Source organism: Cellulomonas sp. P4_B5_2 (genome assembly GCF_056402235.1).
Window position 1 is genome coordinate 1 of record NZ_JBFUHU010000063.1, and the last position, 18,407, is coordinate 18,407.

The following is an 18,407-nucleotide window of genomic DNA, read 5'->3' on the forward strand; positions in this document are numbered from 1 at the left end:
GGACGACGACCGTGCCGAGCCCGACGACCACGCGGACAAGATCCCCGGCCACCGGCGACAGCTCGCTCACGCCCGCACCGCCCGCACCAGCGCGAGCACGTCGTCCGCCGCGCCGCGCAGCACCGGCAGCCGCGACAGGCGCACCAGCCGACCGATCAGCGGGGCGATCCCCTCGATCAGCGTCCGCGTCCGCCGCTGGCCCGGCGAGCCGTCGTAGACCCAGAAGAGGGTGACCCCCAGCTGGGCCAACCACAGCAGCTCCGGGAGCTCGTCGCGCAGGACGGTGGGCACTGCGGGCGTCGCGCCGTCCACGAGCTCGCGGAAGATCGCCTGGCTCATCTGCCGGGACTCGCTCGACYCGGCGGAGAACGGGCTCGCCGCCGAGCCGGGGCGGATGGCGACGGTGATGAACTCGCCGCCGAACGCGTGATAGCCCTCGAACGCGTCGACGCCGGCAAGGAGCACTCCGCGCAGTCGGGTCGCGAGGTCTCCGCCCTGCGCGAGGACCGCACGGGCGGCCACGGTCTGCTCGCGGTTCACGTCCAGGTACAGCTCCTGCACCAGGTGGTCCTTGGACGCGAAGTGGTAGTACGCGTTCCCCGTGGCCACCCCGGCCTCCTGCGCGATCGCCCGCATCGTCGTGGCCGCGTACCCGCGCTCCCGGAACAGCCGCAGGGCCGTGGACCGGACGAGGGCCTTCGTGTCGTCGCTCATGCAGCCAGTTGAACATGTTCAACTGAACATGTTCAAGAGCACCAGGATGTGACGTGGTCGGGCTAGAAGAGGCGTGAGCCGCTGTCGTCGACGCCTCGCATGGCGTCGTAGTCGAGCACCAAGCAGCCGATGCCCCGGTCGGTGGCCAGCACGCGGGCCTGCGGCTTGATCTCCTGGGCGGCGAACACCCCGCGCACCGGCGCCAGGTGCGGGTCGCGGTTGAGCAGCTCCAGGTACCGGGTCAGCTGCTCCACGCCGTCGATGTCCCCACGGCGCTTGATCTCGACGGCGACGGTGCCGCCGGCGGGATCCTTGGCCAGGATGTCGACCGGTCCGATGGCCGTCGGGTACTCGCGACGGACCAGCGTGTGCCCCGTGCCGAGCAGCAGGATCTGCGCGGCCAGCAGCTCCTGCAGGTGGGCCTCGACGCCGTCCTTGACCAGCCCCGGGTCGACACCCAGCTCGTGCGCGGAGTCGTGCTGCACGCCGTACAGGTCGATCTCGAGGCGGTCGTCGGACTTCTGGTGCTGGACGGTCCACACGGCCGTGACGCCGGCGGCACGGGCCTCCTCGGACGGCTCGGAGACCGCGAGCGTGCACGGCGGGCTCATCCAGTTCAGGGGCTTGTACGAGCCGCCGTCCGAGTGCAGCAGCACGCTGCCGTCCGCCTTCACGACGAGCAGGCGCGTGGCCAGCGGCAGGTGGGCGTTCAGACGGCCGCTGTACCGAGCGGAGCAGGACGCGACGACGAGGCGCATGAGCTCGCTTCCGGGTGTGAGGCTCAGATGACCGAGCCCACGCGCGACGGCGTGGCCTCGATCCATGACGTGAGACCGGCGTAGGCCTCGGCGCTCATCAGCAGGTGGACCGGCTCAAGGGCCGAGCCCGGGCGACAGGTCACCAAGACCTGGCCGCCGTGCCGCTCGCTGCGCTCCACGACCGTGAGGCCGACGCGCTGCCAGCGGGCGCGGGGCCGCGCCGAGAGCGAGCGGTAGCGCCACCAGTAGAGGCGGTCGGCCCCGTACTGGGCGACGCCCGAGGACCACGGCCCCTGGGCGGTGCGGCCGAGCGAGCACGCGAACGACCCGACCCGGCGGTTGAGCGTATGGACCCGCGAGGCCCAGACGAAGGCGACGGCGAGCAGCAGGACGACGACCACACACGCGAGTGCGACGCCGTGTCCGCTCACCGTCCCGGCGCCCTCAGTGCGTGGCCGGCGAGGTCGCGGGGCGTGCGCCCTCCACGACCTTGTCGGCGACGATGGTCAGGTGGTTCGAGTCGAAGGAGATGAACCCGCCCTCGACCTGCCAGCGCTTGGGCTCGCCGCCGTCCACGGGGAACACGCGGACCTCACCCGGCTGGAGCACGGACAGGATCGGCTCGTGACCGGCCAGGATGCCGATCTCGCCGTCTCCGGCCTTGGCCGAGACCATGCGGGCGGTGCCGGACCAGAGCTTGCCGGCGGTGGCGACGAGCTCGACCTCGATGTCTGCCACGGGACCCTCCTTCGATGTTGTGCGGGACTACGGGTACGCAGGGGCGTCCGTGGTGGACGCCCCTGCGTTGGCCGAGGCGGTCAGACGCCGTAGTCCTTCTGGATGCGGGCCCAGTTGCGCTCGAGGTCCTCGAGGCCACCGATGTTGAAGAAGGCCTGCTCGGCGATGTGGTCGAACTCGCCGTCGGCGATCTTGCCGAAGGCCTCGACCGTCTCCGTGAGCGGGACCGTCGAGCCGACGACACCGGTGAACTTCTCGGCCATGTACGTGTTCTGCGAGAGGAACTGCTGGATGCGACGGGCGCGTGCGACGACCGTCTTGTCCTCCTCCGACAGCTCGTCGACGCCGAGGATCGCGATGATGTCCTGGAGCTCCTTGTTGCGCTGCAGGATCGACTTCACGCGCGTCGCGGCGTCGTAGTGCGCCTGGCCGACGTAGCGGGGGTCGAGGATGCGGCTGGTCGACGTCAGCGGGTCCACAGCCGGGTACAGACCGCGCGACGCGATCTCGCGCGACAGTGCCGTTGTCGCGTCGAGGTGGGCGAACGTCGTGGCCGGTGCGGGGTCGGTGTAGTCGTCGGCGGGCACGTAGATCGCCTGCAGCGAGGTGATCGAGTGACCACGCGTCGAGGTGATGCGCTCCTGCAGGAGGCCCATCTCGTCGGCGAGGTTCGGCTGGTAGCCGACGGCGGACGGCATGCGGCCGAGCAGCGTCGACACCTCGGAGCCGGCCTGGGTAAACCGGAAGATGTTGTCGATGAAGAGCAGCACGTCCTGCTTCTGCACGTCGCGGAAGTACTCCGCCATCGTCAGGGCCGACAGGGCGACGCGCAGACGCGTGCCCGGCGGCTCGTCCATCTGGCCGAAGACGAGCGCCGTCTTGTCGAAGACGCCGGCCTCCTCCATCTCGACGATGAGGTCGTTGCCCTCACGGGTGCGCTCGCCGACACCGGCGAACACCGACACACCACCGTGGTTGAGGGCGACGCGCTGGATCATCTCCTGGATGAGGACCGTCTTGCCGACGCCCGCACCACCGAACAGACCGATCTTCCCGCCGAGCACGTACGGCGTCAGCAGGTCGATGACCTTGATGCCGGTCTCGAACATCTCGGTCTTGCTCTCGAGCTGGTCGAAGGCCGGGGGCTTGCGGTGGATGGGCCAGCGCTCGGTGATCTCGAGCTTCTCGCCCTCCTTGAGGTTCAGCACCTCGCCGATGACGTTGAAGACGTGACCCTTGGTGATGTCGCCGACGGGCACGCTGATCGCCTCGCCGGTGTCGCGCACGAGCGCGCCGCGGACCAGGCCGTCGGTCGGCTTGAGCGCGATGGCGCGGATGAGCGAGTCGCCGAGGTGCTGCGCGACCTCGAGCGTCATCGTCGTGACGCCCGCGGCCTCGCCCTCGCCCTGCGCCGACAGGTCGATGTCGACCTTGAGCGCGTTGTAGATCTCGGGGATCTGGTCGGACGGGAACTCGATGTCGACGACGGGGCCGATGACCCGCGCGACCCGACCCACGCCAGGACCCGACGCGTGCTCGACGGCAGCTTCGGTGGTGGTAGCAGTCATGGTGTTTCTCCGGTTCGTCTGTGGGGACGTAGTCGTCAGGAGGCGAGCGCGTCGGCACCCGACACGATCTCGCTGATCTCTTGGGTGATCTCGGCCTGGCGGGCCTGGTTGGCGAGCCGGGTGTACATGCGCACCAGGTCCTCGGCGTTCTCGGTCGCGGTGTGCATCGCGCGCTGCCGGGCGGCGAGCTCGGAGGCCGCCGCCTGCAGGAGGCAGGTGTAGATGCGGCTGCGCACGTACATCGGCAGCAGCGCGTCGAGCACGGCTTCCGGGGACGGCTCGAACTCGTACAGGGGCGGGATCTCGTTCTCGTCGCGCGCCTCGACGCCCTCGACGATCTCGAGCGGCAGCAGCCGGATGACCCGAGGGGTCTGCGACACCATGTTCCGGAAGTGCGTGAACACGACGTGCAGCTCGGAGACGCCACCCTGGTCCGCCGGCGCCTCGAACGCCGCCAGCAGCGTGTCTGCGATCTCGGCGGCGACCTCGACCGACGGCGCGTCCGAGTTCCCCGTCCACTCACCCGCGAGCTCGCGCCCGCGGAACGAGTAGTACGAGACGGCCCGGCGTCCGGTCGCGTACACGACCGGCTCCTTGCCCGCCTCGGTCAGGCGACCGATGAGGCGCTCGGCCTCCCGGATCGCGCTCGCCGAGTAGGCGCCCGCCATGCCGCGGTCGGACGTGACGACCAGGACCGCGACCCGGTTGGTGTCGCTCCGCTCGGTCACGAGCGGGTGCGTCACGTTCGAGTGCGTGGCCACGGCCGACACCGCACGGGTCAGCGCCCGGGAGTACGGCGTCGCCGCCGTCACCCGGTCCCGCGCCTTGCCGATGCGCGAGGCAGCGATGAGCTCCATCGCACGGAAGATCTTCTTCAGCGACTCTGTCGACCGGATCCGCTGCCGGTAGACGCGCTGCTGACCTGCCACGTCAGCCCTTCTTCTGCCGGACGATCTGCTCCTGCTCGACCTCGACCTCGGCGCCGTCGTCGGACGAGCCGACCAGCGTCGTTCCGTCGCCCACCAGGAAGCCGTTGCGGAACTCGTCGATCGCGTCCCCGAGAGCCTTCTCGGTGTCGTCCTCGAGCTTGCCCGACGACGCGATGGTCGACAGGACGTCCGTGTTGCGACGCAGGTGGTCGAGCAGCTCGGTCTCGAACCGGCGCACGTCGGCGATCGGGACGTCGTCCAGCTTGCCCTTGGTGCCGGCCCAGATCGACGCGACCTGATCCTCGACCGGGTACGGCGTGTACTGCGCCTGCTTGAGCAGCTCCATGAGCCGGGCGCCACGGGTCAGCTGCGCGCGCGAGGCGGCGTCGAGGTCGGACGCGAACATCGCGAACGCCTCGAGGGACCGGAACTGCGCGAGGTCCAGCTTCAGCGTGCCGGAGACCTTCTTCATGGCCTTGACCTGCGCGGCACCACCGACGCGGGACACCGAGATGCCGACGTCGACGGCCGGGCGCTGGTCCGCGTTGAACAGGTCGGACTGCAGGAAGATCTGACCGTCCGTGATGGAGATGACGTTGGTCGGGATGTACGCCGACACGTCGTTGGCCTTGGTCTCGATGACCGGCAGGCCCGTCATCGAGCCGCCGCCCAGCTCGTCCGAGAGCTTGGCACAACGCTCGAGCAGACGGGAGTGCAGGTAGAACACGTCACCGGGGTACGCCTCGCGGCCCGGCGGGCGGCGCAGGAGCAGCGACACGGCACGGTAGGCCTCGGCCTGCTTGGACAGGTCGTCGAACACGATGAGGACGTGCTTGCCCTGGTACATCCAGTGCTGGCCGATGGCCGARCCGGTGTASGGCGCGAGGTACTTGAAGCCGGCCGGGTCCGACGCGGGGGCCGCGACGATGGTCGTGTACTCGAGCGCGCCGGCCTCCTCCAGGGCGCCGCGGATGGCGGCGATGGTGGAGCCCTTCTGACCGATGGCGACGTAGATGCAGCGGACCTGCTTGGTCTCGTCGCCCGACTCCCAGTTGGCCTTCTGGTTGATGATCGTGTCGATCGCGATCGCCGTCTTGCCCGTCTGGCGGTCACCGATGATCAGCTGGCGCTGGCCACGGCCGATCGGGATCATCGCGTCGATGGCCTTGAGGCCGGTCTGCAGCGGCTCGTCGACGCTCTTGCGCGCCATGACGCCCGGGGCCTGCAGCTCGAGGGCGCGGCGGCCCTCGGTCTCCAGCTCGCCCAGGCCGTCGATCGGCGTGCCCAGCGGGTCGACGACGCGGCCGAGGTAGCCGTCACCGATCGGGACCGAGAGGACCTCGCCCGTGCGGCGGACCTCCTGGCCCTCCTCGATGCCCGTGAACTCACCCAGGACGACGACGCCGATCTCGCGGACGTCGAGGTTGAGCGCCAGGCCGAGCGTGCCGTCCTCGAACCGCAGCAGCTCGTTGGCCATCGCGCCCGGGAGGCCCTCGACCTGCGCGATGCCGTCGGCGGTCAGGGTGACCCGACCCACCTCTTCGGAGGCGACGCCGGTCGGCTCGTAGGACTTCACGAAGCTGTCCAGCGCGGCCCGGATCWCGTCCGGCCGGATCGTCAGCTCAGCCATTGCTCTTCTCCTGTCGTGACCGCCGGTCGGGCGGTCGTACGTTCGTGCACGTCGTTCAAGGGGCCGGCCTGGGGCCGATACTCAGCTGGCAAGTCGTCGTCGTGCGTCGGCGAGCCGGGCGAGCACGGTCGAGTCGACCACGTCCGCGCCCACCTGGATGCGCAGTCCCCCGAGGATCTCGGGGTCCACGGTCACGTTCAGCTGCAGCTCCTGCCCGTAGGCCTGCTGCAGGATGCCGCCGAGGCGGTCGAGCTGCGCCTGCGAGAGCTCGCTGCCCGAGGTCACAGCCGCCACGAGGCGCTCGCGCCGTGCGGCGGCGAGATCGCCGACGAGGCCGAGCGTCGCGACGAAGCGCCGACCGCGGGGTGCGGCAGCAGCCCGCTTCGCCACCGCGAGGGTGGCGTCGGCCACCTTGCCGCGCAGCAGGTTCTCCGCGAGGACCGCCCGCTTGTCGCCGGGGACCCGCGGGTCGAACAGCGCCTGACGCACCTCGCGCTGGCCGACGAGCGACCGCGTGATGCGGAACAGCTCGTCCTCGACCCGCACGAGCTCGTTGCCGGCCTGCGCCGACGCCAGCACGGCGTCGAAGCCCAGGTGCTCGACGGCCTCGATGAGGTCGTCGGCCGAGGACCAGCGTTCCTGCACGAGCCCGGACACCACGTCGACGACGCGGGGGTCGAGCCGGCCGAGCACGCCCTCCACCAGCCCCGCCTTGGCGCCGCCATCGACCGCGGGGTCGGACAGGGTGCGCCGCAGCGAGCCCGAGGAGTCCAGCGCGTCGACGACGGCGAACAGCTGCTCGCCGAGCGTGAGCGCCTGGGTGCCCACCGAGGCGAGCACCGGCTCGAACCGGAGCTGTGTCGCACGGAGCGACGCCAGGCTCGTGCCGCGCATCAGTTCTCCTTGCCGGCGCTCGTGGTCGCAGACGTCGACGCCTCGAGCTCCGCGAGGAACCTGTCGACCACCCGCGACTGACGGGCGGTGTCCTCGAGGGACTCGCCGACGATCTTGGAGGCCAGCTCGGTGGCGAGAGCACCGACGTCGTTGCGCAGCGAGACCGCCGCCTGCTGACGCTCGGCCTCGATCTGGCGCTGGGCCGTCTCGACCGTGCGTGCCGCCTCGGCGGCCGCCTTCGCCTTGAGCTCCGTGACGATGGCACCACCCTCGGCGCGGGCGGCCTCCTTGATGCGGGCTGCCTCCGTGCGGGCGTCGGCGAGCTGCTGCTCGTACTCCGCGCGCAGCTCGGCGGCCTCGGCCTGGGCGGTCTCGGCGTGCCGCAGCCCGCCCTCGATCTTCTCCGCGCGCTCGTCGAGGACCACCTGGAACTTCGGCAGCACGTACTTGATGAACACGACGGCGATGATCGCCACGATCACCGACGACCAGATGAGGTCGTAGGCGTGCGGGAGGAGGGGGTTGACCTCCTCGACTTCCTCGGCAGCCACCACCGCGCTGTGCGCGGCAGCGACGAGCGGCGCGGTGATCACAGGAAGAACGGGGTGACGATGGCCAGGAGGGCGAGGATCTCGATGAAGGCCAGGCCGACGAACATGGTGGAGCGCAGCTGGCCGGCCATCTCGGGCTGGCGCGCCATGCCCTCGATCGTCTTGCCGATCATGAAGCCGAGGCCGATGCCGGGGCCGATGGTGGCGATGCCATAGCCGATGAGGGCGAGTCCGGTGATTTCCACTGGGTGGTTCCTTTCATCTGCGCGCCGCGCGGCGCGTCCGAGGGGGGCGACGGTCCGGGGATCAGCCCGCCGCGTCGAGACGGTCGGTCAGTGCTCTTCGGTGACGGACATCTGCAGGTACACCGCCGTGAGGATCGCGAACACGTACGCCTGCAGGGCGGCCACGAACACCTCGAACAGCAGGAAGCCGAAGCCGGCGACGAACGTGACAGCGCCGAAGCCCCGGAGCGCACCCGACGCCTCGAAGAAGAGGAACGAGGTCGCTGCGAAGCACAGGGCGAGCAGGAGGTGGCCGGCCATCATGTTGGCCAGGAGCCGGATGACCAGCGTCGCGGGCCGCAGGATGAAGACCTGCAGGATCTCGACCGGGGTGAGCAGGAGGTAGATCGGCTTCGGGACGCCCGGGGGGAACAGGCTGTGCTTGAGGTAGCCGCCGACACCGAACTTCTTGACGCCCTCCGACAGGTACAGGACGTACACCCACAGGGCGAGGATGATCGGCATTCCGATCACCGAGGTTCCCGCGATGTTGAGGAACGGGACCACGCCGGTGATGTTGAAGAACAGGACCGCGAAGAAGATCGTCGTGATGACCGAGGCGTACTTCTTGCCGTCCTTCTCACCGAGGATCTCGATGGAGATCGAGTTGCGGCAGAAGTCGAGCCCCATCTCGAGGACGCTCTGGAAGCGTCCGGGGACCAGCTTGGCGCGGCGGGCGCCGATGACGAAGATCAGCAGGATCGCGATGGCCGCGACGAACCGGACCAAGATGATCCGGTTGATCTCGAACGGGGTGCCCTCGAAGAAGATGGCGGGCGGGAAGAAGTCGGCGATCGTGGGGCCATGGAACTCGGCCCCGCCGTCTTCCGCGGCGAGCGGCAGGATCGTCGCAAGGCTGAACAGGGCGTTCTCCTGTGGTCGTGTGCGCCGAGTGCCGCATCAGTGCGGGCACGAGCACGGCGCCGGGCCGTCATGGATGGGGGAAGCCTAACCCATGCAGGCGTCCACCCCCGACCCGCGCGGGGCTCCTGCGGACCCGGCCGGAATCAGGACTGGAAGTACCCGACCCGCCCGCGCTGCACCGCTCGCGCGTCCAGGACGGCCGACCCGATGACCCCGGCGACCGACACCAGGAAGAGCATCATCGGGTTGTAGAAGTCGTACTGGCGCAGGATCACCAGCACGACGATGACGACGACGAGCTTGGCCAGCCAGGCACCCATGATGACGGCCATCATCATCGTCGGCTCGGAGTTCGCGGTCTTCAGGACCGAGACCACCGTCGTCCCCGAGAAGATCAGTGCGATGCCCACCCCGAGGAGCGCGCCCCAGACCCCGGCCAGGCCGTCCACCAGGTAGCCGACGCCGACGCCGACCACCGCGAGGATGCCGAGGAGCACGAGCATGTCGCGCAGGGCCTGACGGAGGACCGCCGTGGAGGCGGTGGGGGGCGGAGTGGGGACGGGCACGGTCACAGCGGAGCCTCCAGGGGCGGGGTGGCGGCCCGGCCGCGCAGCGGTCCGAGCGTCAGCAGGGTGGCGACGACGACGGCCGCGCCGAACGTGATCAGCACGACGGTCGTCTCCCACCGGACCAGGGCGGCGACCCCGAACGCGAACACCGCCGTCCAGACGTACATGATCGCGACGGCGCGGCGGTGCGAGTGCCCGAGCTGGAGCATGCGGTGGTGCAGGTGCATGCGGTCGGGGTGGAACGGGGACTTGCCGGCACCGACCCGGCGCACGATCGCGAGCCCCATGTCGAGCAGCGGGAGCAGGAGCACCGCGAACGGCAGGAGCATCGGCAGGAACGCCGGGAACCGCTGGCGCACGAGCACCTGCTCCGGGTCGATCTGACCGGTGATGATGATGGCCGCGGCGCTGAACACGAAGCCGAGCACCATCGCGCCCGAGTCGCCCATGAAGATGCGCGCCGGGTACACGTTGTGGGGCAGGAACCCCACGCACGCGCCGAYGAGCACCGCGAGCACCAGCGCCGCCAGGTTGGCGTTGGCGTAGGCACCGGGGTTGGCGCCGGCGGTGAGCAGGTAGGCGTAGAGGAAGAACGCGGTGCCGCCGATCGCGAGCACCCCCGCGGCGAGCCCGTCGAGACCGTCGACGAAGTTCACCGCGTTCATGGCGATGACGACGGTGAGCACCGTGAAGAACGTGGCCATCCGCGTGGACCCGAGGATCGGCATGCCCGCGGTGGGCAGCTGGTAGAGCAGCACGCCCTGCCACGCGAGGAACCCGCCGGCCAGCACCTGGCCCATGAGCTTGGTGAGCCAGTCGAGGTCCCAGATGTCGTCGGCGATCCCGAGCGCGCACACGATCGCGGCGCCGCCCATGATGCCGACCAGGGGACGGATGTTGTCGTAGACCCCCGAGAGGAAGGGCAGCGAGCTGACCATGAGGATCGCGACGAGCATCCCCGCGAACATCGCCATGCCGCCCAGCCGGGGCGTGGGGATCGCGTGCACGTCCCGGTCCCGGACGGCGGTGATCGCCCCCCAGCGCAGCGCGCACCAGCGGGCCAGCGGGGTCATGAGGTAGGCCACCGTGGCGGAGATCAGCAGCGCGAGCAGGTATACCCTCACGCGGTGGGTCCCTCGACCGGGGTGACCTCGTTCAGCTGCTCCAGACTCAGGGCGCCGACGCGGACGAGCCGCAGCGTGGCTCCCGTGGCGTCGACGATGCTCGACGCCACCTGGCCGGGGGCGTCACCGGCGTCGAGGTAGACCGCCACGGAGTCGCCGAGCTGGTCGTACGCGGTCCGCGCGGTGACGGCGGCGGGCGAACCCGTCGTGTTCGCGCTGGAGACCGCGAGCGGTCCCGTGCGGCGCAGCAGGGCCAGCGCGGTCTCGTGGTCCGGCACCCGGAGCGCGACGGTGCCGCGGGTCTCCCCCAGGTCCCACGCGAGCGACGGCTGCGCACGGACGATGAGCGTGAGGCCGCCGGGCCAGAACGCCTCGGCCAGCGCGCGGGCACCCGCCGGCACGTCGGTGGCCAGGCCGTCGAGCGTGCGCACGTCGGGGATCAGCACGGGCGGTGGCATCTGCCGGCCGCGGCCCTTGGCGTCGAGGAGCGCCTGGACGGCGGGCGGGGTGAAGGCGTCGGCGGCGATCCCGTAGACCGTGTCCGTGGGCAGGACGACGAGGCCCCCGCGGGACAGCACGTTGACCGCCTCGTCGAGCGCCGGGCCCCAGGTGGTCGGGTCGCTCGCGGGGGTGATCCGGTCGTTCACGGCGCCGAGTCTGTCACGTGCGGCTGAGCGGCTCGCCGCGCGACGAGCATCCGCGGGCGGCCGGTCAGGTCCGGGCGGGACTCCACGTCGACGAACGCGCCCGTGGCCAGGGCGGCCTCGCGCGCGGCCGCGTCCTGCACCTCGGCGTGCTCCATCACCAGCAGCCCGCCGGGGACGAGCAGACGAGCGGCGGCGCGCAGGACGTCACGCGGGACGTCCAGCCCGTCCAGACCGCCGCCGTACAGGGCGAGGTCGGGGTCGTGGTCGCGCACCTCGGGGTCCACCGGCTCGGCGTCGGGCGGGATGTACGGCGGGTTGGCGACGAGGACGTCGACGGTGCCGTCGAGCTCGCCCAGCAGCGTCGGGTCGGCGACGTCGCCGTGCTCGACCCGGAGGTCCGCGCCGACCGCGACGGCGTTGCGCCGGGTCAGGTCCACGGCCTCGGGCGAGAGGTCGACGGCCACCACTCGGGCCGCGCGGACCTCGGTCGCGACGGACAGCGCGATCCCGCCCGCACCGCAGCACAGGTCCACGACGAGCGGGTCCGTCAGCCGCGCGGCCTCGTCGATCGCCACCTGCGCCACCACCTCGGTCTCGGGCCGTGGCACGAACACCCCGGGCTCGACCAGGAGGGTCAGATACCGGAAGCCCGTGGTGCCGACGAGGTGCTGCAACGGCTCACGGTTCCGCCGCCGCTCGACCAGCCCGGCGAACTGCTCCGCGAACCCGTCCGGCACCGGCGGCGGAAGGACCAGCTCGAGCCGGTCCAGGCCCAGCACGTGGGCGGCCAGCGCGGTGGCGTCGTGGCGCGGCGAGGGCACGCCGGCCTCCGCGAGGATCGTCGTCGCCCCCTCCACCAGCGCGCGCAGGTCGGGGGCGGTCATGCCTCCCCCGCCGCGGCCAACCGGGCCGCCTCGTCGGCGTCGATCGCCGACTGCACGACCGGCGACAGCTCCCCGCCGAGCACGGCGTCCAGGTTGTAGGCCTTGTAGCCGGTGCGGTGGTCGGCGATGCGGTTCTCCGGGAAGTTGTACGTCCGGATGCGCTCCGAGCGGTCGACCGTGCGCACCTGCGACCGGCGGGCCACGCTCGCGGCGGCGGCGGCCTCCTCCTGCCGGGCGGCCAGGATCCGGGCGCGCAGCACGCGCATGCCGGCCTCGCGGTTCTGCAGCTGCGACTTCTCGTTCTGCATCGACACGACGATGCCGGTGGGCAGGTGCGTGATGCGGACGGCCGAGTCGGTGGTGTTGACCGACTGGCCACCCGGACCCGACGACCGGTACACGTCGATGCGCAGGTCGTTCGGGTCGATCGCCACCTCGGCCTCGTCCTCCGCCTCGGGGAACACCAGGACGCCCGCGGCCGACGTGTGGATCCGGCCCTGCGACTCCGTGACGGGCACCCGCTGCACGCGGTGCACACCGCCCTCGTACTTCAGGTGCGCCCAGACGCCGTCCTCCGGCGCGACCGTCCCGCGGGCCTTGATGGCCAGCTGCGCGTCCTTGTAGCCGCCCAGGTCGGACTCGGTCGCGCCCAGCAGCTGCGTCGCCCACCCCATCTTCTCGGCGTACCGGGTGTACATCCGCAGCAGGTCGGMGGCGAACAGYGCSGACTCCTCGCCGCCCTCCCCCGCCTTGACCTCGAGGATGACGTCGCGGGAGTCGTCGGGGTCGCGCGGGATGAGCACCTCGCGCAGGCGCGCGGACGCGGCGTCGGCGGCCTGCTGCAGGCTCGGCAGCTCGGCGGCGAAGCTCTCGTCGACCTCGGCCAGCTCGGCGGCAGCCTCGGCGTCGTCGGACGCGGCCCTCCAGGCGGTGTAGGCCTGCGCGACCCGGCCCAGCTCGGCGTACCGGCGGCCCAGCTTGCGCGCGTGCGCGGCGTCCGCGTGCACAGCGGGGTCGGCCAGCTGCGCCTCGATCTGCGCGTGCTCGGCGAGCAGCGGTTCGGCGGCGGCGAATGCCTCGCTCATGCGGGTGTCCTCAGGTGGCTCGATCGGCTCTGGCAACGACGCAGCGCCGGTGCCCACGCGGACACCGCCATGGTTGCCCGTGTAGAACGGGTGGCAGGCGCTGCAGACGTCGGCGTGGATCTTGCCGCTGGTGACCGTCGAGCGCGTGACGAAGGTGCTGCCACAGGTGCAGGTGACCTCGGTCAGGACGTACTCGGGGTGGATGTCAGCCTTCACAGAACTATCTCCTTGGGTGGGTGTCTCCGGGTCCGGACGCGCGACTGGCGCCGGTGAACCGCAGACCAGCGAACCATTGTGCCAGAACAGCGACGGGGCCCGAAATCATCCCGTCGGAGGGCTCAGAGCGTCTGCGCGTCCAGCCGCGCCTTCTCGGCCTCGATGTCGAAGTCCGCCGCCGGCCACTCGAGGTGCAGGTCCTCGAGCGTCTCGCGCAGCAGCCGTCCGATCGCCAGCTGCGCGTACCACTTGTTGTCCGCCGGCACCGCGTACCAGGGCGCGTGCTCCGTGCTCGTCCGGTCCAGGACCGCCTGGTACGCCTCCTGGTAGAGGGGCCACTTGGCGCGCTCGTCGATGTCGCCCGGGTTGAACTTCCAGTACTTGTCCGGGCGCTCGAGCCGCTCGCGCAGCCGGGCCTTCTGCTCCTCGGGCGAGACGAGCAGGGCCACCTTGACGATCACGGTCCCGGCGTCGACGACCTCGCGCTCGAACGCGTTGATCTCGTCGTACCGCGGCTCCCAGACCTCCTGCGGCACCAGCTCGTTCACGCGGACCACCAGCACGTCCTCGTAGTGCGACCTGTCGAACACCCCGATGCGCCCGGGCGTCGGCAGCGCCTCACGGATCCGCTGCAGGTAGTGCTGCGACCGCTCCTTCTCGGTCGGCACCCCGAACGAGCGCAGCTGCACCCCCTGCGGATCCACCATGCCCAGGACGTGCCGCACGATCCCGCCCTTGCCCGAGGTGTCCATCCCCTGGAGGACGAGGAGGACCGAGCGCGTGCCGCCCGAGCGGCCGTCCGCGAACAGCCGCTCCTGCTCCTCGCTGAGGTGCTCCCCATCCTTCAGGAGCCGCTTCTCGGCCGCCGTCTCGCCGTGCTCCCAACCGGGTGTCGCGGCCAGGTCGGCCTTCGCCAGGTCGAAACCCGGCCGGACCCGGAGGGCCTCCCGGGGTGGTGTGCTCCACGACTTCGCCATCGAACGACTCCCCGGACTCGCGCCAGTGCGGACGAGTGCACGGTAGCGGGACGACGACGGCCCCGCCTTCGTACGGAGGCGGGGCCGTCGTCATACGTCATCTGATCCGTCGGCGACCACGGAGCGACGCGTCACGCACACGTGGGTTGGTACGGCACCGGAAGCCTCTCCGAGTCCTAGATGCGCCGGGTCTCATGAGCCCACATGGCGAGCTCCACGCGGTTGCGGGCGCCGAGCTTCCTCATGAGGCTGGCCAGGTGGGCCTTCACGGTGCTTGTGCTGATGTAGAGCTCAGTGGCGATCTCGTCGTTGGTGCGCCCCTGCGCCACCGGGAGGAGAACTCCTCCTCACGGGCCGTGAGCGGCTCAAGGGGCTGCCGTGCAGGGCCGGCCTGTGAGTGCGCGAACGCTGCGAGGAGGCGGACGGTCACGCTCGGAGCGATGAGCGCATCTCCGTCAGCCGCGGCGCGGATCGCCTGGGTCAGCAGAGCGGGACCGGCGTCCTTGAGCAAGAACCCGCGGGCCCCGGCCTTGAGTGCCTCGTGGACGTACTCATCGAGATCGAAGGTGGTGATCACCACGATGGGCAGAGGGTCGGTGACGTGGGGTCCGGCAAGGTGATGGGTGGCTTCGATGCCGTCCATCAGAGGCATTCGGACGTCGAACAGGCCGACGTCCGGGCGGAGCTGGAGCGCGAGGTGCACCGCCTCGCGGCCGTCCGCGGCCGCGCCGACCACCTCGATATCGGGTTGGGCGTCGAGGAGCATCGTCAGACCGGAGCGGACGATGTGCTGGTCGTCGGCGATCAGTACCCGGATGCTCAWCGTGCGGCCCCGGTTCGGGGCAGCGTTGCTTGGACCCTCCAGCCACGGTCGGCGGTCGGGCCTGCGTGGAACGTCCCGCCGAGCAGCGTGGTGCGTTCCTGCATCCCCACCAGGCCGTATCCCGCAGTACCGCCGTCGGCCGTGCTGGGCGCACCATCGTCGTCGACGGTCAGCCGCACGCCCTCGGCGTTACCGACGACAACCACGGTGACCCGCGTCGCGTGGCGAGCATGCCGACGAGCGTTCGTGATCGATTCCTGGGCCAGGCGGTAGATCGYGGCCCCGACGGCCGGGCTGAGATCCCTGAGCTCCCCGGAGAGCGTCACCTGGACATGAGGACGCGCCTCGAGACCGCTGGTCAGCCGCTCGAGGTCGGCCACTGAGGGCTGCGGCGCGAACTCCGCATCCTGCGAGGCGCGGAGGACGCCCACCATGGTGCGCATCTCGCTGAGCGCCTGGGTGGCGGCGTCCTCGATGATGACCAGGGCCTCGACGGCACGCTCGGGGTCCGAAGCCGCTATCGCACGTCCCGCCTGAGCCTGGATGGCGATGCCGGAGACGTGGTGGGCGACGGTGTCGTGGAGCTCGCGAGCAATCTGCTCGCGCTCCCGGGCCTTGGCTTCGTCGATGTCGCGGATGCGGGCGCTCGCGTGGTACCGGATGGCAGCGCCGAGCGCCGCGGAGAACAAGAAGAAGGCGTAGGCGCCCACCGCATCCGCCAGGCTGGTCGGGTCCGCCACGTTGGTGACGGCCAGCCAGACGAGGATGACGCCGAGCCCGATCACTGCCTCACGACCGGCTCCCCACCGGAACAGTGCGTAGGCCAGGACCAGCGCTGCCGCGGTGCTCGTCAGCAGACCGCCCTCCGAGCCCGTCCCGATCCTGACGAGGTCGACCACGGTCAACGCGCCGAAGGAGACCACGACCGCCCGGAGCGGGTGAGTGCGTCGCCAGAGCAGGGGGACGACGATCACGAGCGCGGCGACGAGGACCAGCGAGAGCGGCGCAAGGCCGTCACGGAGCACCGCTTCGGCGACGGACCAGACGGTCAGCACGGCGATGAGCGCCCAGTCCCGGGGGACGCGGGCGGGAGGGTTCGCCGGTCGAGGTTCGGCCCACAGCGCGCGCAGCACGTTGGTGACCATCCGGTCAGCCTAGGGATGCGCCGTGAGCGGCGTATCGGCCGAAAGCACAAGAGGGCCACTGAGCGAACGGCCAGGACAGGTCAGGCTCTGGGGCCGGTGTGCCCAGCACAGCGGTCCGTGATCGTGGAGGAGCCACGCCTCACGACGACAACGGAGCACATGATGAGCATTCGCCGAGACACCACCACCGCGCTGGACGACTCGCGCCTACCCGTGAGAGCGAAGCTCGTCGCAGCGTGGACGAGCTTCGTGTTCCTGTACGCCTACGTGGACATCTTGGGCTTCTTCGTGCCGGGCAAGATCGACGACATCCTCGTCGGCGTCGTCTTCGAGTTCGACATCACCCAGACGTTGTTGACCGCTTTCCTCGCGCTCATGGCCATCCCGATCCTGATGGTGGTGCTGTCCGCCATGCTGCCGGCCCGCGCGAGCCGGGTCACGAACCTCGTCGTGGCATCGGTCCAGGTCCCGTACGCGATGTTCAACGCGGTGGGCGAGTCCTGGACGTACTTCTACTGGTTGGCCGTCGTCCTGGAGGTGATCGTGCTGGCCGTCATCCTTCGGCTTGCCTGGACCTGGCCCCGCCGCGTCGCATCGCCGGTGACCACGGCAGCCAGCGAGCCTCTTCAGACGCAGCATCACGCGTGAGTCCCTCAGGCAGCCTCCTTCTCGAACGCGACGGCCCCGCCTCCCGCGCGGGAGACGAGGCCGTCTGCACGACGAGAGACGGTCAGTCGCTGCCGGGCGTCGTCTTCTGCACCTGGAGCAGGAACTCGACGTTCGACTTGGTCTCCTTGAGCTTGCCGATGAGCAGCTCGATGGCCTGCGTCTGGTCGAGCGCGCCCATCACGCGGCGGAGCTTGTAGATGATCTTCAGCTCGTCGTGCGGCATGAGGATCTCCTCGCGGCGGGTGCCCGACGCGTTGACGTCGACCGCCGGGAAGATGCGCTTGTCCGCCAGACCGCGGGAGAGCCGGAGCTCCATGTTCCCGGTGCCCTTGAACTCCTCGAAGATGACCTCGTCCATCTTGGAGCCGGTCTCCACCAGCGCCGAGGCGAGGATGGTCAGCGAGCCGCCGTGCTCGATGTTGCGGGCCGCGCCGAAGAACCGCTTGGGCGGGTACAGCGCCGAGGCGTCGACACCACCGGACAGGATGCGCCCGGACGCCGGGGCGGCCAGGTTGTAGGCCCGCGACAGACGCGTGAGGGAGTCGAGCAGCACGACGACGTCCTGGCCCAGCTCGACCAGCCGCTTGGCGCGCTCGATGGCGAGCTCGGCGACGATCGTGTGGTCGGAGGCGGGGCGGTCGAAGGTCGAGGCGATGACCTCGCCCTTGACCGTCCGCTCCATGTCCGTGACCTCTTCGGGGCGCTCGTCGACGAGCACGACCATGAGGTGGACCTCGGGGTTGTTGGTCGTGATGGCGTTGGCGATCTGCTGCATGATGATCGTCTTGCCCGCCTTGGGGGGCGCGACGATGAGGCCGCGCTGGCCCTTGCCGATGGGCGCGACGATGTCGATCACGCGCGGCGACAGCTTGCCCTGCTCGCTCTCCAGGCGCAGGCGCTCCTGCGGGTAGAGGGGCGTCAGCTTGTTGAACTCGGGGCGCACGCGGGCGCCGTCGGGCTCGAGGCCGTTGACCGAGTCGAGGCGGACCAGCGCGTTGAACTTGCTGGGCCGGTTGCCCTGCGCCTGCGGCTGCTCGCCCTCGCGCGGCTGGCGCACGGCGCCGGTCACCGCGTCACCGCGGCGCAGGCCGTACCGCTTGACCTGGTTGAGGGACACGTAGACGTCGTTCGCGCTGGGCAGGTAGCCCGTGGTGCGGACGAACGCGTAGCTGTCCATCAGGTCGAGGATGCCCGCGACGGGCAGCAGGACGTCGTCCTCGTTGACCTCGATGTCGTCGAGGCCCGCGAGCTCGCCCGCACCGGGGCGGCCGCGGGTGCCGCGGCCCTTGCGGTCACGGTCGCGGTCCCGGTAGCGGTCGCGCGAGCGCCGACGACGGC

At 70.6% G+C, this 18,407-nt stretch carries 20 protein-coding genes and 1 pseudogene; 1 reads left to right on the plus strand and 20 read right to left on the minus strand.

Annotation, left to right across the window (positions count from 1 at the left end; genetic code table 11):
* Positions 1–66: 66 nt before the first annotated feature.
* From AC1DUQ_RS06450 to AC1DUQ_RS06540, 19 genes and pseudogenes are all read right to left on the minus strand, one after another.
* Entirely contained in the window at positions 67–714 is a 648-nt protein-coding gene (locus AC1DUQ_RS06450; RefSeq protein ID WP_477073520.1) for a TetR/AcrR family transcriptional regulator, read from the minus strand.
* 62 nt (positions 715–776) lie between these two features.
* Positions 777–1,472 carry an endonuclease NucS gene (nucS, locus tag AC1DUQ_RS06455; RefSeq protein WP_056096343.1) on the minus strand — a complete coding sequence of 232 codons (696 nt, stop codon included), beginning with the start codon at positions 1,470–1,472 and terminating at the stop codon, positions 777–779.
* Positions 1,473–1,495: 23 nt separating this feature from the next.
* Positions 1,496–1,873 (minus strand): DUF2550 family protein, encoded by a 378-nt coding sequence (locus tag AC1DUQ_RS06460; protein WP_477060399.1) that lies wholly within the window; start codon positions 1,871–1,873, stop codon positions 1,496–1,498.
* A gap of 43 nt (positions 1,874–1,916) precedes the next feature.
* Entirely contained in the window at positions 1,917–2,210 is a 294-nt protein-coding gene (locus tag AC1DUQ_RS06465; protein WP_477060398.1) for a F0F1 ATP synthase subunit epsilon, read from the minus strand.
* Between the two features lie 80 nt (positions 2,211–2,290).
* Positions 2,291–3,778: a F0F1 ATP synthase subunit beta gene (gene atpD, locus AC1DUQ_RS06470; RefSeq protein WP_056096334.1), complete on the minus strand. Its 1,488-nt coding sequence runs from the start codon at positions 3,776–3,778 to the stop codon at positions 2,291–2,293.
* Positions 3,779–3,813: 35 nt separating this feature from the next.
* Positions 3,814–4,707 (minus strand): F0F1 ATP synthase subunit gamma, encoded by an 894-nt coding sequence (locus AC1DUQ_RS06475; protein WP_056096331.1) that lies wholly within the window; start codon positions 4,705–4,707, stop codon positions 3,814–3,816.
* Between the two features lies 1 nt (position 4,708).
* A complete protein-coding gene (gene atpA / locus AC1DUQ_RS06480; RefSeq protein WP_477073521.1) occupies positions 4,709–6,337 on the minus strand; it encodes a F0F1 ATP synthase subunit alpha in 1,629 nt (542 codons plus the stop codon).
* Positions 6,338–6,418: 81 nt separating this feature from the next.
* Positions 6,419–7,231 (minus strand): F0F1 ATP synthase subunit delta, encoded by an 813-nt coding sequence (locus AC1DUQ_RS06485; protein WP_477060396.1) that lies wholly within the window; start codon positions 7,229–7,231, stop codon positions 6,419–6,421.
* The gene (locus AC1DUQ_RS06490; RefSeq protein ID WP_477060395.1) at positions 7,231–7,824 is read right to left on the minus strand and encodes a F0F1 ATP synthase subunit B; all 594 of its coding nucleotides are present in this window, start codon (positions 7,822–7,824) and stop codon (positions 7,231–7,233) included. The genes AC1DUQ_RS06485 and AC1DUQ_RS06490 overlap by 1 nt, the downstream gene beginning before the upstream one ends.
* Positions 7,821–8,027 (minus strand): ATP synthase F0 subunit C, encoded by a 207-nt coding sequence (gene atpE, locus AC1DUQ_RS06495; protein ID WP_056096321.1) that lies wholly within the window; start codon positions 8,025–8,027, stop codon positions 7,821–7,823. Before atpE ends, AC1DUQ_RS06490 begins: the two co-directional genes overlap by 4 nt.
* 87 nt (positions 8,028–8,114) lie before the next feature.
* Positions 8,115–8,795: a F0F1 ATP synthase subunit A gene (atpB, locus tag AC1DUQ_RS06500; protein WP_477060394.1), complete on the minus strand. Its 681-nt coding sequence runs from the start codon at positions 8,793–8,795 to the stop codon at positions 8,115–8,117.
* 278 nt (positions 8,796–9,073) lie between these two features.
* Entirely contained in the window at positions 9,074–9,496 is a 423-nt protein-coding gene (locus AC1DUQ_RS06505) for a hypothetical protein (RefSeq protein WP_477073522.1), read from the minus strand.
* Positions 9,497–9,498: 2 nt separating this feature from the next.
* Positions 9,499–10,623, minus strand: coding sequence for a glycosyltransferase family 4 protein (locus AC1DUQ_RS06510; RefSeq protein ID WP_477073523.1), 1,125 nt, complete (start codon positions 10,621–10,623; stop codon positions 9,499–9,501).
* Positions 10,620–11,270: an L-threonylcarbamoyladenylate synthase gene (locus AC1DUQ_RS06515; protein ID WP_477060391.1), complete on the minus strand. Its 651-nt coding sequence runs from the start codon at positions 11,268–11,270 to the stop codon at positions 10,620–10,622. The genes AC1DUQ_RS06510 and AC1DUQ_RS06515 overlap by 4 nt, the downstream gene beginning before the upstream one ends.
* On the minus strand, positions 11,267–12,154 hold the full coding sequence (prmC, locus tag AC1DUQ_RS06520; protein ID WP_477060390.1) for a peptide chain release factor N(5)-glutamine methyltransferase: 888 nt from the start codon (positions 12,152–12,154) through the stop codon (positions 11,267–11,269). Before prmC ends, AC1DUQ_RS06515 begins: the two co-directional genes overlap by 4 nt.
* Positions 12,151–13,455, minus strand: coding sequence for a peptide chain release factor 1 (gene prfA, locus AC1DUQ_RS06525; protein WP_477073524.1), 1,305 nt, complete (start codon positions 13,453–13,455; stop codon positions 12,151–12,153). Before prfA ends, prmC begins: the two co-directional genes overlap by 4 nt.
* A gap of 122 nt (positions 13,456–13,577) precedes the next feature.
* A complete protein-coding gene (locus AC1DUQ_RS06530; protein ID WP_477060388.1) occupies positions 13,578–14,432 on the minus strand; it encodes a PPK2 family polyphosphate kinase in 855 nt (284 codons plus the stop codon).
* A 176-nt stretch (positions 14,433–14,608) separates the two neighbouring features.
* A pseudogene (locus tag AC1DUQ_RS06535) lies at positions 14,609–15,255 on the minus strand (response regulator).
* A complete protein-coding gene (locus AC1DUQ_RS06540; RefSeq protein ID WP_477073525.1) occupies positions 15,252–16,400 on the minus strand; it encodes a sensor histidine kinase in 1,149 nt (382 codons plus the stop codon). The pseudogene AC1DUQ_RS06535 and the gene AC1DUQ_RS06540 overlap by 4 nt, the downstream one beginning before the upstream one ends.
* A gap of 162 nt (positions 16,401–16,562) precedes the next feature.
* Here AC1DUQ_RS06540 and AC1DUQ_RS06545 point away from each other — a divergent pair, with 162 nt between their 5' ends.
* On the plus strand, positions 16,563–17,048 hold the full coding sequence (locus AC1DUQ_RS06545; RefSeq protein ID WP_477060385.1) for a DUF6326 family protein: 486 nt from the start codon (positions 16,563–16,565) through the stop codon (positions 17,046–17,048).
* 82 nt (positions 17,049–17,130) lie between these two features.
* Here AC1DUQ_RS06545 and rho read toward each other — a convergent pair.
* Positions 17,131–18,407: transcription termination factor Rho (gene rho / locus AC1DUQ_RS06550; protein WP_477073526.1), on the minus strand; the 1,277-nt coding region annotated here is incomplete at its 5' end.

What these genes read in the sequence shown, in the direction of transcription:
- nucS (WP_056096343.1), bottom strand. Translation starts at nt 1,472, where the DNA reads ATGCGCCTCGTCGTCGCGTCCTGCTCCGCTCGGTACAGCGGCCGTCTG.
- atpD (WP_056096334.1), bottom strand. Translation starts at nt 3,778, where the DNA reads ATGACTGCTACCACCACCGAAGCTGCCGTCGAGCACGCGTCGGGTCCT.
- AC1DUQ_RS06485 (WP_477060396.1), bottom strand. Translation starts at nt 7,231, where the DNA reads ATGCGCGGCACGAGCCTGGCGTCGCTCCGTGCGACACAGCTCCGGTTC.
- prmC (WP_477060390.1), bottom strand. Translation starts at nt 12,154, where the DNA reads ATGACCGCCCCCGACCTGCGCGCGCTGGTGGAGGGGGCGACGACGATC.
- AC1DUQ_RS06530 (WP_477060388.1), bottom strand. Translation starts at nt 14,432, where the DNA reads ATGGCGAAGTCGTGGAGCACACCACCCCGGGAGGCCCTCCGGGTCCGG.
- AC1DUQ_RS06545 (WP_477060385.1), top strand. Translation starts at nt 16,563, where the DNA reads ATGAGCATTCGCCGAGACACCACCACCGCGCTGGACGACTCGCGCCTA.